Origin of the sequence: Enterobacter sp. JBIWA005 (assembly GCF_019968805.1) — a bacterium.
GTDB lineage: Bacteria > Pseudomonadota > Gammaproteobacteria > Enterobacterales > Enterobacteriaceae > Enterobacter > Enterobacter vonholyi.
In genome coordinates, this window is the sequence record NZ_CP074159.1 from 3,758,234 (window position 1) to 3,774,363 (window position 16,130).

10 protein-coding genes are annotated in these 16,130 nt (G+C 56.4%); 1 reads left to right on the forward strand and 9 read right to left on the reverse strand.

What is annotated here, in order from left to right; translation table 11 throughout:
- Positions 1-50: 50 nt before the first annotated feature.
- The 5 genes from eno to rlmD all read right to left on the reverse strand — a co-directional run bounded on the left by eno (position 51) and on the right by rlmD (position 7,732).
- Positions 51-1,349: a phosphopyruvate hydratase gene (eno, locus tag KGP22_RS17840; RefSeq protein WP_024909267.1), complete on the reverse strand. Its 1,299-nt coding sequence runs from the start codon at positions 1,347-1,349 to the stop codon at positions 51-53.
- A gap of 82 nt (positions 1,350-1,431) precedes the next feature.
- Entirely contained in the window at positions 1,432-3,069 is a 1,638-nt protein-coding gene (pyrG, locus tag KGP22_RS17845; RefSeq protein WP_032648095.1) for a glutamine hydrolyzing CTP synthase, read from the reverse strand.
- A gap of 223 nt (positions 3,070-3,292) precedes the next feature.
- Positions 3,293-4,084, reverse strand: coding sequence for a nucleoside triphosphate pyrophosphohydrolase (mazG, locus tag KGP22_RS17850; RefSeq protein ID WP_115876181.1), 792 nt, complete (start codon positions 4,082-4,084; stop codon positions 3,293-3,295).
- Between the two features lie 66 nt (positions 4,085-4,150).
- A complete protein-coding gene (gene relA, locus KGP22_RS17855) occupies positions 4,151-6,382 on the reverse strand; it encodes a GTP diphosphokinase (protein ID WP_008499628.1) in 2,232 nt (743 codons plus the stop codon).
- A 51-nt stretch (positions 6,383-6,433) separates the two neighbouring features.
- On the reverse strand, positions 6,434-7,732 hold the full coding sequence (gene rlmD / locus KGP22_RS17860) for a 23S rRNA (uracil(1939)-C(5))-methyltransferase RlmD (protein ID WP_223580429.1): 1,299 nt from the start codon (positions 7,730-7,732) through the stop codon (positions 6,434-6,436).
- Between the two features lie 57 nt (positions 7,733-7,789).
- Here rlmD and barA point away from each other — a divergent pair, with 57 nt between their 5' ends.
- Entirely contained in the window at positions 7,790-10,549 is a 2,760-nt protein-coding gene (gene barA, locus KGP22_RS17865; RefSeq protein ID WP_111965439.1) for a two-component sensor histidine kinase BarA, read from the forward strand.
- A gap of 95 nt (positions 10,550-10,644) precedes the next feature.
- Here barA and KGP22_RS17870 read toward each other — a convergent pair whose 3' ends face one another.
- From KGP22_RS17870 to KGP22_RS17885, 4 genes are all read right to left on the reverse strand, one after another.
- The gene (locus KGP22_RS17870) at positions 10,645-11,784 is read right to left on the reverse strand and encodes a glycerate kinase (RefSeq protein WP_223580431.1); all 1,140 of its coding nucleotides are present in this window, start codon (positions 11,782-11,784) and stop codon (positions 10,645-10,647) included.
- Between the two features lie 77 nt (positions 11,785-11,861).
- Positions 11,862-13,199, reverse strand: coding sequence for a glucarate dehydratase (gene gudD / locus KGP22_RS17875; protein WP_149366629.1), 1,338 nt, complete (start codon positions 13,197-13,199; stop codon positions 11,862-11,864).
- Between the two features lie 15 nt (positions 13,200-13,214).
- On the reverse strand, positions 13,215-14,555 hold the full coding sequence (locus KGP22_RS17880; RefSeq protein ID WP_149366688.1) for an enolase C-terminal domain-like protein: 1,341 nt from the start codon (positions 14,553-14,555) through the stop codon (positions 13,215-13,217).
- Complete coding sequence (locus tag KGP22_RS17885) at positions 14,555-15,910, reverse strand: MFS transporter (RefSeq protein ID WP_223580433.1); 1,356 nt, start codon at positions 15,908-15,910, stop codon at positions 14,555-14,557. The genes KGP22_RS17880 and KGP22_RS17885 overlap by 1 nt, the downstream gene beginning before the upstream one ends.
- Positions 15,911-16,130: the final 220 nt, after the last annotated feature.

Here is a 16,130-nt window from a genome sequence, read left to right on the forward strand (position 1 = left end):
AAAAAAATGCCAGTCATTCGACTGGCATTTTCATTTTAAGGCTTAAGCAATTATGCCTGGCCTTTGATCTCTTTACGACCGTTGTATGGTGCTTTTTCGCCCAGCGCTTCTTCGATACGAATCAGCTGGTTGTATTTAGCAACACGGTCAGAACGGCTCATAGAACCGGTTTTGATCTGGCCTGCAGCGGTACCAACAGCCAGGTCGGCAATGGTAGCATCTTCAGTTTCGCCAGAACGGTGAGAGATAACCGCGGTGTAGCCAGCGTCTTTCGCCATTTTGATCGCAGCCAGAGTTTCGGTCAGAGAACCGATCTGGTTGAATTTGATCAGGATGGAGTTAACGATGCCTTTCTCGATGCCTTCTTTCAGGATCTTGGTGTTGGTTACGAACAGGTCGTCACCAACCAGCTGGATTTTGTCGCCCAGTACTTTAGTCTGGTATGCGAAGCCAGCCCAGTCAGACTCGTCCAGACCGTCTTCGATAGACACGATTGGGTACTGTTTGGTCAGGTCTTCCAGGAAGTGAGTGAACTCTTCGGAGGTGAACGCTTTGTTGCCTTCGCCAGCCAGAACGTATTTACCGTCTTTGTAGAATTCAGATGCTGCACAGTCCATCGCCAGGGTGATGTCTTTGCCCAGCTCGTAACCAGCAGCTTTAACTGCTTCTGCGATAACAGCCAGTGCTTCTGCGTTAGAACCCAGGTTTGGCGCATAACCACCTTCGTCACCAACAGCAGTGTTCATGCCTTTAGCTTTCAGAACTTTAGCCAGGTTGTGGAACACTTCAGAACCCATACGTACGGCTTCTTTCAGGGATTTCGCGCCAACTGGCTGAATCATGAATTCCTGAATATCAACGTTGTTGTCTGCGTGCTCACCACCGTTGATGATGTTCATCATTGGTACAGGCATGGAGTATTTGCCTGGGGTGCCGTTCAGTTCAGCGATGTGCTCGAACAGTGGCATACCTTTAGCAGCCGCAGCCGCTTTGGCGTTCGCCAGGGAAACAGCGAGGATTGCGTTCGCACCGAAGTTAGATTTGTTTTCAGTACCGTCCAGATCGATCATGATCTTGTCGATGCCAGCCTGGTCTTTGGCGTCTTTGCCAATGATTGCCTGAGCAATAGGACCGTTTACAGCGCCAACCGCTTTCAGTACGCCTTTACCCAGGAAGCGAGATTTGTCGCCATCGCGCAGTTCCAGCGCTTCGCGAGAACCGGTAGAAGCACCTGATGGAGCAGCAGCCATACCAACGAAACCACCTTCCAGGTGAACTTCGGCTTCAACGGTCGGGTTACCACGGGAGTCGATGATTTCACGACCGATGACTTTAACGATTTTGGACATTAGATTTTCCTCAGTACAAGTTAAACTAAAACTCCAGACAAACAACGCGTACCAAAGGTACGCGTTGCCGTTCTAACTTTTTTTACTTCGCCTGACGCTTCTGGTAGTCGCTGGCGGCTTTAACGAAGCCTGCAAACAGCGGATGCCCATCACGTGGCGTTGAAGTAAATTCCGGGTGGAACTGGCAGGCGACAAACCACGGATGGTTTGGCACTTCAATGATCTCGACTAACTGATCATCCCCGGAGCGTCCCGCAACACGCAGGCCCGCGGCTTCAATAGGTTTCAACAACATGTTGTTGACTTCATAGCGGTGACGATGGCGCTCGGTGATGACCGGCTCGCCATACAGCTTGCGAACCACGCTATCGTCAGTCAGCTGGCAGGCCTGTGCGCCAAGACGCATGGTGCCACCCAGATCGCTCTTCTCGGTACGGACTTCGACGTTACCTTCTTCGTCACGCCATTCGGTGATAAGCGCCACAACAGGGTACTTACAGTCTGGCACAAATTCCGTAGAGTTCGCGTTTTCCATTCCCGCTACGTTGCGCGCAAATTCGATCAGCGCAACCTGCATACCCAGACAGATGCCGAGGTATGGAATATTGTTTTCACGCGCATAGCGCGCGGTGGCGATCTTGCCTTCTACACCACGGTAGCCGAAGCCGCCAGGGATAAGGATAGCATCCAGATCTTTCAGGATTTCAACGCCACGCGTTTCAACATCCTGCGAATCAATCAGCTTGATGTTCACGGAGACACGGTTCTTCAGACCACCGTGTTTCAGCGCTTCGATCACTGACTTATAGGCATCCGGCAGCTCGATGTACTTGCCGACCATACCGATAGTCACTTCGCCTGCCGGATTGGCTTCTTCGTAAATAACCTGTTCCCATTCAGACAGGTTAGCTTCCGGACAGTTCAAGCTGAATCGTTTACAAATATAATCGTCCAGGCCCTGAGATTTCAACAGGCCCGGGATTTTATAAATGGAATCGACATCTTTCATTGAAATAACGGCTTTTTCAGGCACGTTACAGAACAATGCAATTTTCGCACGTTCGTTCGCCGGAACCGCGCGATCGGAGCGGCAAACCAGGATGTCTGGCTGAATACCAATAGAAAGCAGCTCTTTAACAGAGTGCTGAGTCGGTTTGGTTTTCACTTCACCTGCAGCGGCCATGTACGGCACCAGCGTCAGGTGCATGAACAGCGCGTGTTCACGGCCAATGTCTACCGCCAGCTGACGAATCGCTTCCAGGAATGGCAGGGATTCGATATCACCCACGGTACCGCCGATTTCAACCAGCACCACGTCGTGGCCTTCGCCACCCGCAACAATGCGTTCTTTGATGGCGTTAGTAATGTGCGGGATAACCTGAACGGTTGCACCCAGGTAGTCACCACGGCGCTCTTTACGCAGAACGTCGGAGTAGATGCGGCCGGTCGTGAAGTTGTTACGACGGGTCATTTTGGTGCGGATGAAACGCTCGTAGTGGCCAAGATCCAGATCGGTTTCAGCGCCGTCTTCAGTAACGAACACTTCCCCGTGTTGGATTGGGCTCATGGTGCCCGGATCGACGTTGATGTACGGATCCAGTTTCATCATGGTCACATTAAGGCCACGGGCTTCAAGAATGGCTGCGAGGGAGGCTGCGGCAATGCCTTTACCCAGAGAGGATACGACCCCGCCGGTCACAAAAATATAGTTCGTTGTCATGCTGAACCTGAGAAGTTAGGGTGAAACGATGGAATAACCAGGACGGGAAAGTAGTATACCCGAACACGGCGAGCGCCACAAACTTTCATTCTCCGTCTCCATTCCAGGCCATGACAAACATAAGGAGTGAGAAAATAGCCCCTTTTGGGTAAATGTTTTTGACGCAAATCAAGCGCTTGTCATTTAAAAAATCACACAAATTGCGCTTGATCGCAAAATTTCGTTAAAGATCAGATTCCTGGCGCTTTACTTCCTGCCAGACTTCTTCCATCGCGTCGAGGTCAATACCGCTCATTTCCAGGCCTCGCGAGGCGACAATCCGCTCCACTTCGCGAAAGCGGCGTTCGAACTTAAGGTTGGCTTTTTGCAGCGCCGTTTCCGCTTTTACACCCAGGTGGCGAGAAAGGTTGACGGTCGCAAACAGCAGGTCGCCCATCTCTTCCTCAAGCTTTGCTTCATCCACCACCGCCTGCTGCGCTTCATGCATGACCTCGTCAATCTCTTCGTGCACTTTATCCAGCACCGGGCCGAGAGAGGTCCAGTCAAACCCCACCGCGGAGCAGCGTTTCTGAATTTTGTGCGCACGCATCAGTGCGGGCAGGCTCAGCGGAATGTCGTCCAGCGCGGAGTGCTGGGATTTTTCTGCCCGCTCGGCGCTTTTGATCTGCTCCCAGCGGGCCAGCACTTCGGTGCTGTTTCCTGCGGTAGCGTCACCGAAAATATGGGGATGACGGCGCTCAAGCTTGTCGCTGATTGCTGCGCAGATATCGTCAAAGTTAAAGCGCCCTTCTTCCTGCGCCATTTGTGCATAGAACACCACCTGGAACAGCAGATCGCCCAGCTCGCCGCGCAGGTCGTCAAAGTCTTCGCGGGAAATGGCGTCCAGCACCTCATAGGTCTCTTCAAGGGTGTACGGGGCGATGGTAGCGAAAGTCTGCTCTTTGTCCCACGGGCAGCCGTTTTCCGGGTCGCGCAGGCGTTTCATGATGCCGAGCAGGCGGTCGATTTGAGTCATAATTCTGTCCTGATAAAAAAATGCCGGGTGGCGGCGTTGCCTAACCCGGCCTACGGAAGAGGATGTTTAGCCGCCGTGCAGACGACGCGCGTCAATCACATCCGGCACCTGGTTCAGCTTGCCAAGCACGCGGCCCAGCACCTGCAGGTTATAGATTTCGATGGTCATATCGATGGTGGCAAGCTGCTCGCGGGTATCGCTGCGGCTGGCGACGCCCAGCACGTTGACCTTCTCGTTGGCAAGAATGGTCGTGATGTCGCGCAGCAGGCCGCTGCGGTCGTTGGCGGTAACGCGCACCACCAGCGAGTAGCCAGCGGAATAGCTTTCCCCCCAGACCGCTTCCACGATGCGCTCAGGCGCATGGGACTGAAGCTCGGCAAGCTGGTCGCAGTCGGAACGGTGAATTGAAATCCCTCGCCCCTGGGTGATAAAGCCGACGATATCGTCCCCTGGAATTGGCTGACAGCAGCGGGCAATGTGGTGCATCAGGTTACCTACACCCTCAACCACCACGCGGCCATTGTCTTTACTGCGCTGCTGCGGCGCGTAGGTTTTCTGCTGCAGCTGCTTCAGCGCCGCCGCATCCTGCTCTTCCGCGCTTGGCTTATTGAACTGCGCCTGCAGGAAATTCACCATCTGATTCAGACGAATATCACCGCCGCCAATGGCCGCTAACAGCTCGTCAAGCTCGTTGAAGTTGTAGCGCGGCAGCAGGAATTTTTCCGCCTCTTTCAGGCTGATTCCGATATGCTCCAGCTCGTCATCGAGGATCTGACGACCGGCAAGGATGTTCTTGTCACGATCCTGCTTACGGAACCAGGCGTGAATTTTCGAGCGCCCGCGGCTGGTGGTGACGTAGCCCAGGTTAGGGTTAAGCCAGTCCCGGCTCGGGTTGGGCTGCTTCTGGGTAATGATTTCAATCTGGTCACCCATCTGCAGCTGATAGGTGAACGGTACAATACGCCCGCCGATTTTCGCCCCGATGCATCGGTGTCCCACATCGCTGTGGATATGGTAGGCAAAATCAAGCGGCGTAGAGCCGGCCGGCAGGTCGACAACGTCCCCTTTCGGCGTAAAGACATACACCCGATCGTCAAAGACCTGGCTGCGCACCTCGTCAAGCATCTCGCCGGAATCGGCCATCTCTTCCTGCCACGCAATCAGCTTGCGCAGCCAGGCAATGCGGTCTTCGTGGCCAGAACGCGCACCGCCGGAGGTGCCTTCTTTGTATTTCCAGTGCGCGGCAACGCCCAGCTCGGCGTCTTCATGCATCTGTTTGGTGCGGATCTGAATCTCAACCGTTTTACCGCCAGGGCCAAGCACCACGGTATGGATAGACTGGTAGCCGTTCGGTTTTGGGTTGGCGACATAGTCGTCGAACTCATCGGGCAGATGACGGAAGTGAGTGTGTACTATCCCCAGCGCGGCGTAGCAGTCCTGCAGACGCTCCGCCACGATGCGCACGGCGCGCACGTCAAACAGCTCGTCAAAGGCGAGGTGTTTCTTCTGCATTTTGCGCCAGATGCTGTAGATATGCTTAGGCCGACCGTAGACTTCGGCGCGCACGTTCTCTTCTTTCATCGCCTGGCGCAGGCCGCCGACAAACTCCTCGATATAGTGCTCGCGGTCGATACGGCGCTCGTGCAGAAGTTTGGCAATCCGTTTGTATTCCGCCGGGTGCAGATAGCGGAAGCAGTAATCTTCCAGTTCCCACTTCAGCTGACCAATCCCTAAGCGGTTTGCCAGCGGCGCATAGATGTTCGTACACTCTTTGGCGGCCAGCACGCGCTCGTCTTCCGGCGCATCCTTTACCTCTCGCAGGTGGGCAATACGCTCGGCCAGCTTGATGACCACGCAGCGGAAATCATCCACCATGGCCAGCAGCATCCGCCGAACGTTATCGACCTGCTCTGAGGAGACGGAATCGGTATGCGCGGCTTTAAGCTGACGAATGGCCGCCATATCGCGCACGCCGTGGATCAGCGCGACGACGGATTTGCCGACGCTGTCGCGCAGCACGTCTTCGCTGACCACGTCCGCATCCGCGAGGGGGAAGAGCAGCGCTGCCTGCAGCGTTTCGATGTCCATGTTCAGCATGGACAGGATTTCAACCATCTCAACGCCGCGCCACAGGAGAAGATCGGCGTCGGGATGCCCCTGCGTGGTGCGCAGACAATAGGCCCAGGTTTCGGTTAAGCGTTCACACGACTGCTGGCTGGAAATTCCCAGACTTGCGATCCATTTTTGTGGGTCAAACTCCCCAGCTTTATTGAGATGTGCACTTCTTACCGCAACCATTGTCCTCTCCTTTAGGGACCAGGGCCTGTCGAAGTCGACAAGCCAAACAAATTAGATGTGCTCGAACAACACCATCGATTCCAGATGCCCAGTGTGCGGGAACATGTCCAGCATTGCCAGACGCTGAATCTGGTAACCCGCGCTGAGTAATGCCTCGCTGTCCCGGGCAAGCGTTGCCGGGTTACAGGAAACATAGACCACACGCTTCGGCGCGAGTTTAATAATATGTGCCATCACGCCCGGGGCACCGGCACGTGCCGGGTCGAGCAAAATTTTATCAAAGCCCTGCTTTGCCCACGGCTGTTGGGTAACATCGTCCTCAAGATTTTGATGAAAGAATGTCACATTTTGCAAGCCGTTCTGCCGCGCGTTCTCCTGCCCTTTCGCCACCAGCGCCTCAACGCCTTCCACGCCGACGACGCTGGCCGCTTCTCGCGCCAGCGGCAGCGTGAAGTTGCCCATTCCGCAGAACAGATCGAGCACCCGATCGCTTTTCTGGACATCCAGCCACGCCAGCGCTTTCGTCACCATCTGCTGGTTAACGCCATCATTGACCTGAATGAAATCCCGCGGGCTAAACGTTAAGCGTAGCCCGTTTGACGCATACCAGGGCGCCTCACCGGTAACCTGCTCAAGTATCTCGCTTTGTGGTGCCAGGAAAAGCGCCAGGTCGTGGGAATGCGAAAAGCGTTCCAGTTTTTCGCGATCTTTTTTCGACAGCGGCGCGGTGTGGCGCAGCACCATCAGCGGGCCATTGTTTGCCATGACCAGTTCGACGTGCCCGAGATGGCGTACGCCGTCCAGCCCGGAGAGGCAGATGCGCACTTCCGGAAGCAATGCCTCAAGATGGGGCACCAAAATGGGGCATTGCTTCACGTCAACGATGTCGCTGGAGCCGGCCTTGCGAAACCCCATCTCCAGACGATCCGTTTTTGGCTGATAGCTAAGGCTCAGGCGCGCGCGACGACGATAGCCCCAGGGCTCATCGGCAAGAATTTCGTTAACGTCATGTTTGAGCAGACGCGCCAGCGCGCGGCTTTTACTTTTTTGCTGTAATTCTGTGCTCGCATGCTGTTGCTGGCAGCCCCCACAAACGCCAAAATGCGGGCAGCGGGGCTTCACGCGCTCCGGGCTATCGTTGAGACGACGCTTAACCTGTCCGCGCGCGAACTGACGTTTATCTTCCGTCAGCGTAATTTCTGCTCGTTCTGCTGGCAGTAAACCTGTTATAAACAGAGCCTTACCATTGTGACGTGCTACTCCCTGACCAAACGGATCGAGGTCCGTGGCTTCAACAGTAATGATTTCACGCGTCGTCACGCGTCGCTTTGCAGAGTAGAATTGCGCCATCGCCGAGATTTTTCTCACATAAACATAATTATCTTAATTGTCCCATAACGGAACGCCATGACCAACTACAGCCTGCGCGCGCGCATGATGATTTTGATCCTCGCCCCCACCGTTCTCATCGGTTTGCTGCTGAGTATCTTCTTTGTGGTGCACCGCTATAACGATTTGCAGCGGCAGCTTGAGGATGCAGGTGCCAGCATCATCGAACCGCTTGCCGTATCCAGCGAGTACGGCATGAACCTGCAAAACCGCGAATCCATTGGGCAGTTAATCAGCGTACTCCACCGCCGCCACTCGGACATCGTACGCGCCATTTCCGTTTACGACGAACATAACCGGCTGTTTGTCACCTCGAACTTTCATCTCGATCCAGCGGCCCTGAAGATCCCGGACGGTACGCCGTTCCCGCGCCACCTCACCGTATTGCGGCGCGGCGATATCATGATCCTGCGCACGCCGATCGTGTCGGAAAGCTATTCCCCCGATGAGTCCGCGCAATCCGACGCCAAATCCAGCAATAATATGCTGGGATATGTGGCGCTGGAGCTGGATCTCAAGTCGGTCCGGCTACAGCAGTACAAAGAAATCTTTATCTCTGGCGTGATGATGCTGTTCTGCATTGGCATTGCGCTGATCTTCGGCTGGCGCCTGATGCGCGACGTGACGGGCCCCATCCGCAACATGGTTAACACGGTTGACCGCATCCGCCGGGGACAGCTCGACAGCCGTGTGGAAGGCTTTATGCTGGGCGAGCTGGATATGCTGAAAAACGGCATCAACTCGATGGCGATGTCGCTGGCGGCGTATCACGAAGAGATGCAGCACAACGTTGACCAGGCGACGTCCGACCTGCGCGAAACGCTGGAGCAGATGGAGATCCAGAACGTTGAGCTGGATCTGGCGAAAAAGCGCGCCCAGGAAGCGGCGCGTATTAAATCGGAATTCCTTGCCAATATGTCGCATGAGCTGCGCACGCCGCTCAATGGCGTGATCGGCTTTACCCGCCTGACGCTCAAAAGCGAGCTCAACCCCACTCAGCGCGATCACCTGCACACCATTGAACGCTCGGCCAACAACCTGCTGGCGATCATCAACGACGTGCTGGACTTCTCCAAGCTGGAAGCGGGCAAGCTGATCCTGGAAAGCATTCCCTTCCCGCTGCGCAGCACGCTCGATGAGGTTGTGACGCTGCTCGCGCACTCATCGCACGATAAAGGCCTGGAGCTGACGCTTAATATTAAAAACGACGTGCCGGATAACGTTATTGGCGATCCGCTGCGCCTGCAGCAGGTCATTACCAACCTTGTCGGGAATGCCATTAAATTCACCGAAAGCGGTAATATCGACGTCCTGGTAGAGAAACGCTCTATCAGCAGCAATAAGGTTCAGATTGAAGTCCAGATCCGCGATACCGGCATCGGTATTCCGGAGCGCGACCAGTCGCGTCTGTTCCAGGCGTTCCGTCAGGCGGACGCCAGTATCTCCCGCCGTCATGGCGGCACCGGTCTGGGGCTGGTGATCACCCAGCGTCTGGTGAACGAGATGGGCGGCGATATCTCTTTCCACAGCCAGCCAAACCGCGGTTCAACCTTCTGGTTCCACATTAATCTGGACCTTAATCCGAACGTGCTGACCGACGGTCCGATGACGGACTGCCTGAAGGGCAAGCGACTGGCCTATGTTGAGCCTAACGCCGCAGCGGCGCAGTGTACGCTCGACATATTAAGCACCACGCCGCTGGAGGTGGTCTACAGCCCAACCTTCTCCGCCCTGGCCGTTGAGCATTACGACATCCTGCTGATGGGGATCCCGGTCACCTTTACCGGCGAGCTGACCATGCAGCAGGAGCGGCTGGCGAAAGCCGCGTCGATGACGGACTATCTGCTGCTGGCGCTGCCTTGCCACGCTCAGCTGAATGCAGAAGAGTTAAAAAATGACGGAGCCGCCGCGTGTCTGCTGAAACCGCTCACCGCGACCCGTCTCCTGCCCGCGCTCACGGAATATTGCCGTCTTAGCCAGCATGCCCTCCCGCTGATTAACGATGAGCAAAAATTGCCGATGAGCGTGATGGCGGTGGATGATAATCCGGCCAACCTGAAGCTGATAGGCGCATTGCTTGAGGACCAGGTTCAGCATGTTGAGCTGTGCACCAGCGGCGCGCAGGCGGTTGAACAGGCTAAGCAGATGCAGTTCGATTTAATCCTGATGGATATTCAGATGCCGGGCATGGACGGCATCCGGGCCTGCGAGCTGATCCACCAGCTGCCGCATCAGCAGCAAACGCCGGTCATTGCGGTCACCGCACATGCGATGGCGGGCCAGAAGGAGAAGCTGCTGAGCGCCGGGATGAACGATTACCTGGCAAAGCCCATCGATGAAGAGAAACTTCATAGCCTGCTGCTGCGATATAAGCCGGGTCATATCGGCGGGACGTACACGGTTTCCAGCGAGCAGGCTGAGGTAAGCGTTAATCAGAACGCCACCTTTGACTGGCAGCTTGCGCTGCGCCAGGCGGCAGGTAAACCCGATCTCGCCCGCGACATGCTGCAAATGCTGGTCGCGTTTTTGCCTGAAATTCGCAATAAGGTGGAAGAGCAGCTGGTGGGTGAAAATCCGGAAGATCTGCTGGACGCGATCCACAAGCTGCACGGCAGCTGCGGGTACAGCGGCGTGCCGCGGCTGAAAAACCTCTGCCAGCTGCTGGAGCAGCAGCTGCGTGCCGGTACGCCGGAATCGGAGCTTGAACCGGAGTTCCTGGAGCTGCTGGATGAAATGGATAATGTGACGCGGGAAGCGATGAAGGTGTTGGGGAGCTGAGGTAAATGCCCGGTGGCGCTACGCTTACCGGGCCTACAATTGCGGGTGCGGCCTGATGCCCTCACCCCGCCCCTCTCCCACAGGGAGAGGGAGAACTACATTCCCTGCCCCATTTTCAGCACCGCCGCGATATTCCTTGCGGTCATCCTGACGTTCTCGCTGGCATTTTCCAGCGCGTCTTCCAGGGAGCAGATGGTGTAGATCACGCTAAACACTGCATCAATGCCGTGATCGTGTACTACGCCAACGTCCGCCGTCAGGCTGCCTGCAATGCCGATAACGGGTTTGTTAAAGCGTTTCGCCACCTTCGCCACCCCCACCGGGACTTTGCCGTGGATCGTCTGGCTGTCAATGCGGCCTTCCCCGGTGATCACCAAATCCGCATCGGCCACCTGGTCGGCCAGGTGTAGCGCATCGGTCACGATCTCAATGCCCTGGCGCAGCTGCGCGCCGCAAAAGGCGTACAGCGCCGCCCCCATGCCACCTGCCGCTCCGCCGCCAGCAAGGTTTAGCACGTCGATATCCAGATCCCGGGCAATGACTCTCGCATACTGCGCCAGCGCGTTGTCCAGGGTGACGATCATCTCAGGTGTGGCACCCTTTTGCGGGCCAAATACGGCTGACGCACCGTCCTTTCCGGTAAGCGGATTCGTGACATCACATGCAACTTCTATCCGACACTCCGCCAGACGTCTGTCCAGCCCGCTCAGGTCGATACGCGCGAGTTTTCCCAGTTCGCCTCCGCCCTGCCCAAGAGGTTGTTCGCTCGCGTCGAGCAATTTAGCGCCCAGCGCCTGCACCATCCCTGCTCCGCCGTCATTGGTGGCGCTGCCGCCAATGCCAATGATGATATGCTTAACGCCCGCATCCAGCGCATGCCGAATCAGTTCGCCCGTGCCCCAGGAGGTGGTTTTCAGGGGATTACGCTGTGAAGGGACGACCAGCTCCAGGCCGCTTGCCGCCGCCATTTCAATAAAGGCACTCTGCTCGTCACCGGATAAGCCATAAAACCCGTCCACGCGCTCACCCAGCGGGCCGGCCACCGGAACATGCACAATGCGTCCATGCGTTGCCGCGATCATCGCCTCAACCGTCCCTTCGCCACCGTCCGCGACCGGGATTTTGACGTAAACCGCCTCGGGAAAAATCTCGCGAAAACCACGCTCTATCGCTGTCGCAACCTCAAGCGCACTCAAACTTTCCTTATACGAGTCCGGTGCGATAACAATTTTCATAAGCCATCCTTACGCATAGTCGTTACGTTAAGCATACACCACGTAAAAGACCGCTCATGGGAGCGGTCCCAATGCGTTTATCGTACCATGCACGGGCGTTTATTGTCGAATGTCCAGTCGGGGATCAGATACTGCATCGCCATCGCGTCATCGCGCGCGCCCAAACCGTGTTTCTGGTACAGCTCATGGGCCTTCATCACCTGGTCCATATCCAGCTCAACCCCCAGCCCCGGAGTGGAAGGCACCTGAACCATGCCACCTTTGATTTCAAACGGCTGTTTAGTAAGACGCTGATTACCCTCCTGCCAGATCCAGTGCGTGTCGATAGCGGTAATCGTCCCCGGAGCGGCAGCGGCAACGTGCGTGAACATTGCCAGCGACACGTCGAAGTGGTTGTTAGAGTGCGAACCCCAGGTCAGGCCAAACTCATGACACATCTGCGCCACGCGCACCGAGCCCTGCATCGTCCAGAAGTGCGGGTCCGCCAGCGGAATGTCGACAGACTGCAATGACAGCGTGTGTCCCATCTGACGCCAGTCTGTGGCAATCATATTGGTCGCGGTTGGCAGCCCCGTTGCGCGGCGGAATTCCGCCATCACTTCACGGCCCGAGAAGCCTTGTTCAGCCCCGCACGGATCTTCCGCATACGCCAGCACGCCTTTCAGCTGTTTACCAATTTTGATCGCTTCATCAAGCGACCATGCTCCGTTAGGATCCAGCGTCACGCGCGCCTGTGGAAAACGTTTTGCCAGTGCGGTGACGGCTTCCGCCTCTTGTTCCCCGGCCAGCACGCCGCCCTTCAGTTTGAAATCATTAAAGCCATATTTTTCGTACGCGGCTTCCGCCAGGCGCACCACCGCATCCGGGGTCATCGCCTCGTCGTGGCGGAGTCGGTACCAGTCGCATTGTTCATCAGGCTGGCTCTGATACGGCAGCGGTGTCAGCCTGCGGTCGCCGACAAAGAAGAGATAGCCCAGCATTTCCACTTCGCTGCGCTGCTGTCCTTCACCCAACAGCGACGCGACGTTGACGCCCAGATGCTGACCCAACAGATCCAGCATCGCGGATTCAATCCCGGTCACCACGTGAATGGTGGTACGCAGATCGAAGGTCTGCAGGCCACGTCCCCCGGCATCGCGATCGGCAAAGGTGTTGCGCACGGTGTTCAGGACATTTTTGTACTCACCCAGCGTTTTGCCCACGACCAGCGAAATGGCATCTTCCAGCGTCTGGCGGATCTTCTCCCCGCCAGGAATTTCGCCCACGCCGGTATGGCCGGAATTGTCTTTGATAATGACAATATTGCGGGTAAAGAATGGCGCATGAGCGCCGCTCAGGTTCATCAGCATGCTGTCATGGCCCGCAACTGGAATGATTTGCATGGAAGTGACGACAGGGGTCGTAAAGGTACTCATCGTGTAATCCTTTTATCAGTGACGTCCAAAAACAGGGCGCTTACGGTCAAATGTCCAGCCGGGGATAAGGTACTGCATCGGGCCCGCGTCGTTACGCGCGCCGCCCGGTAGCTTTTTATACGCCTCATGGGCTTTATGGATCCGATCCCAGTCCAGCTCCACGCCCAGACCTGGCACATCCGGTACGGCAATTTTGCCATCTATGATTTCCAGCGGATTTTTCGTCAGTCGGGCTTCACCTTCCTGCCAAATCCAGTGGGTATCGATTGCGGTCGGGTTACCCGGCGCCGCCGCGCCAACGTGGGTAAACATCGCCAGCGAAATATCAAAGTGATTGTTCGAGTGACAGCCCCAGGTGAGCCCCCACTCATCGCACAGCTGGGCCACGCGGACTGCGCCTGAGAGCGTCCAGAAGTGCGGGTCCGCCAGCGGTATGTCGACGGCGTTAAGCATCACCGCGTGACCCATTTCGCGCCAGTTGGTGGCGATCATATTGGTCGCGACAGGTAGCCCGGTGGCGCGACGGAACTCAGCCATGACTTCTCGACCCGAGAATCCTTGCTCCGCGCCACAGGGGTCTTCTGCATAGGTCAGGACATCGCCCAGCCCTTTGCACAGGCTAATGGCTTCATCCAGCAGCCATGCGCCGTTGGGATCGACGGTGATCCGTGCATCAGGGAAGCGTTTTTTCAGCGCCCGGGCCGTTTCAATCTCCCGCTCGCCGGGCAGCACGCCGCCCTTCAGCTTGAAATCCTTAAAGCCGTAGCGATCCTGCGCCGCCTCGGCCAGCCGCACCACCGCGTCGCTGGAGAGCGCTTCCTGATGGCGCAGCTGATACCAGTCGTGATCGCCCGCGGTTCGGGCCAGATAGGGGAGATCGGTTTTATTGCGATCGCCAACGTAAAACAGATAGCCCAGCACGGTGACCGCATCGCGCTGTTTGCCGGGACCCAGCAGCTCGCAGACCGGAACACTGAGCGCCTTGCCCAGTAAATCGAGCAGGGCGGCCTCCAGGGCGGCAACCGCGTTGACGCGCAACTCGAACGTCCAGGCACCTTTACCGAACGTATCAAAATCTGCCGACTGATTGCCCTTATGCACCCGCTGAACCACCTTGTTCAGACGGGCGACCTCCTGACCCACGACCTGCGGAATGGCATCAACCAGCGTCTGGTAAATCACCTCTCCACCAGGAGCCTCGCCCACGCCGGTGTTCCCTGCGCTGTCTTTCAGCACGACGATATTACGGGTAAACCAGGCGTTATGCGCACCGCCAATATTGAGCAGCATGCTGTCCTGTCCGGCCACCGGGATGACCTTCATCTCCGTGACGGTTGGACTCGATTGCGTTGTCATCATCCACGCTCCGCTACAGGTTTAAGTTCGACGCGTTTGATATCCCCCACCAGCACCAGGTAACTCAGTACCGCCACCAGCGCATGCACACCCACGTAAATCAGCGCACCGTTGAAAGAGCCGGTGGTGCCGACGATGTAGCCGATAGCGATGGGCGTAACAATCCCGGAGATGTTGCCGAACATGTTGAACAGACCGCCGCTCAGGCCGCTGATCTCTTTCGGTGCCGTATCCGCCATCACCGCCCAGCCCAGCGCGCCAATGCCTTTGCCGAAGAAGGCCATCGCCATAAAGCCGATAATCATCCACTCGGCATTGACGTAGTTACAAAACACCATTGTCATGGAGAGCAGCATGCCGAGCACGATAGGCGTTTTACGTGCGATGTTCAGGGAACCGGTGCGGCGCATCAGCCAGTCGGAAATCACCCCGCCGAGCACGCCCCCCACGAAGCCGCAGATTGCCGGGACCGAGGCGACAAACCCCGCTTTCAGAATCGACATGCCGCGTGCCTGCACTAGGTACACCGGGAACCATGTAATGAAAAAGTAGGTTAAGGCGTTAATACAGTACTGGCCCAGATAGATCCCGATCATCATGCGCGAACCGACGAGCTGCCTGATCTGCGCCCATTTCTGGCTTAACGGCACTTTCGCCGTCGAGGATTTCTGATCCATGTTGATCAGCGCGCCGCCTTCTGCGATGTACTCCAGCTCTTTTTTGTTTACACCAGGATGCTGGTTGGGTTCGTGGATCACTTTCAGCCAGATAAAGCTGATGACGATCCCAAGCCCGCCCATGAAGAAGAAGACGTGTGACCAGCCCACCTCATGGGTCAGCCAGCCCATAATGGGCGCAAAGATCACCGTCGCGAAGTACTGTGCGGAGTTGAAAATCGCCACCGCCGTTCCCCTCTCCTGCGCCGGGAACCAGGCCGCCACAATGCGGCTGTTGCCCGGGAAGGAAGGTGCTTCCGCTAGCCCCACCAGGAAGCGCAGCGTGAAGAGCGCCACGATAATACCGAAGCCGCTGAAGATATCGACGAAGCCCTGCAGCAGGGTAAAGGCAGACCAGATGAAGATGGACCAGAAATAGACGCGTTTCGAGCCAAAACGGTCCAGCAGCCAGCCGCCAGGAATTTGCCCGATGACGTAGGCCCATGAGAATGCGGAGAAAACGTAACCCATCCCCACCGGATCAAGGCCGATATCTTTTGCCATTTCCGAACCGGCAATCGACAGCGTGGCGCGGTCACCATAGTTAAAGGACGTGACGATAAACAGCATCACCACTATCCAGTAGCGGGCATTGGTACGCTTTTCAGCGCTGCTCGCTGCGTGGCTTAATGTACTCATTGTTGCACTCCTGAAACATAGCTTTCGCCTGGTTCATTCTGTACAGCACCGGTAGGGTAATCAGAATGAGATTGGTTTTTGTCGTTTTGGTACGGCCTGACGCCGTTTTATAGTGACCGGAAAAGTATATGAAGGAGTGCCTCATCACCTCACCGTGCAGAAACACAGTATTAAAGGATCTATGAGAGGTTGTTTATGGCATAAGCCCAAAGCAGTGGAA

Bases quoted from the DNA above. Each gene is read 5' to 3' on its own strand.
- mazG (WP_115876181.1), bottom strand. From the start codon at position 4,084: ATGACTCAAATCGACCGCCTGCTCGGCATCATGAAACGCCTGCGCGAC.
- eno (WP_024909267.1), bottom strand. From the start codon at position 1,349: ATGTCCAAAATCGTTAAAGTCATCGGTCGTGAAATCATCGACTCCCGT.
- gudD (WP_149366629.1), bottom strand. From the start codon at position 13,199: ATGAGTACCTTTACGACCCCTGTCGTCACTTCCATGCAAATCATTCCA.
- rlmD (WP_223580429.1), bottom strand. From the start codon at position 7,732: ATGGCGCAATTCTACTCTGCAAAGCGACGCGTGACGACGCGTGAAATC.
- pyrG (WP_032648095.1), bottom strand. From the start codon at position 3,069: ATGACAACGAACTATATTTTTGTGACCGGCGGGGTCGTATCCTCTCTG.
- KGP22_RS17885 (WP_223580433.1), bottom strand. From the start codon at position 15,910: ATGAGTACATTAAGCCACGCAGCGAGCAGCGCTGAAAAGCGTACCAAT.
- KGP22_RS17880 (WP_149366688.1), bottom strand. From the start codon at position 14,555: ATGACAACGCAATCGAGTCCAACCGTCACGGAGATGAAGGTCATCCCG.
- barA (WP_111965439.1), top strand. From the start codon at position 7,790: ATGACCAACTACAGCCTGCGCGCGCGCATGATGATTTTGATCCTCGCC.
- relA (WP_008499628.1), bottom strand. From the start codon at position 6,382: ATGGTTGCGGTAAGAAGTGCACATCTCAATAAAGCTGGGGAGTTTGAC.
- KGP22_RS17870 (WP_223580431.1), bottom strand. From the start codon at position 11,784: ATGAAAATTGTTATCGCACCGGACTCGTATAAGGAAAGTTTGAGTGCG.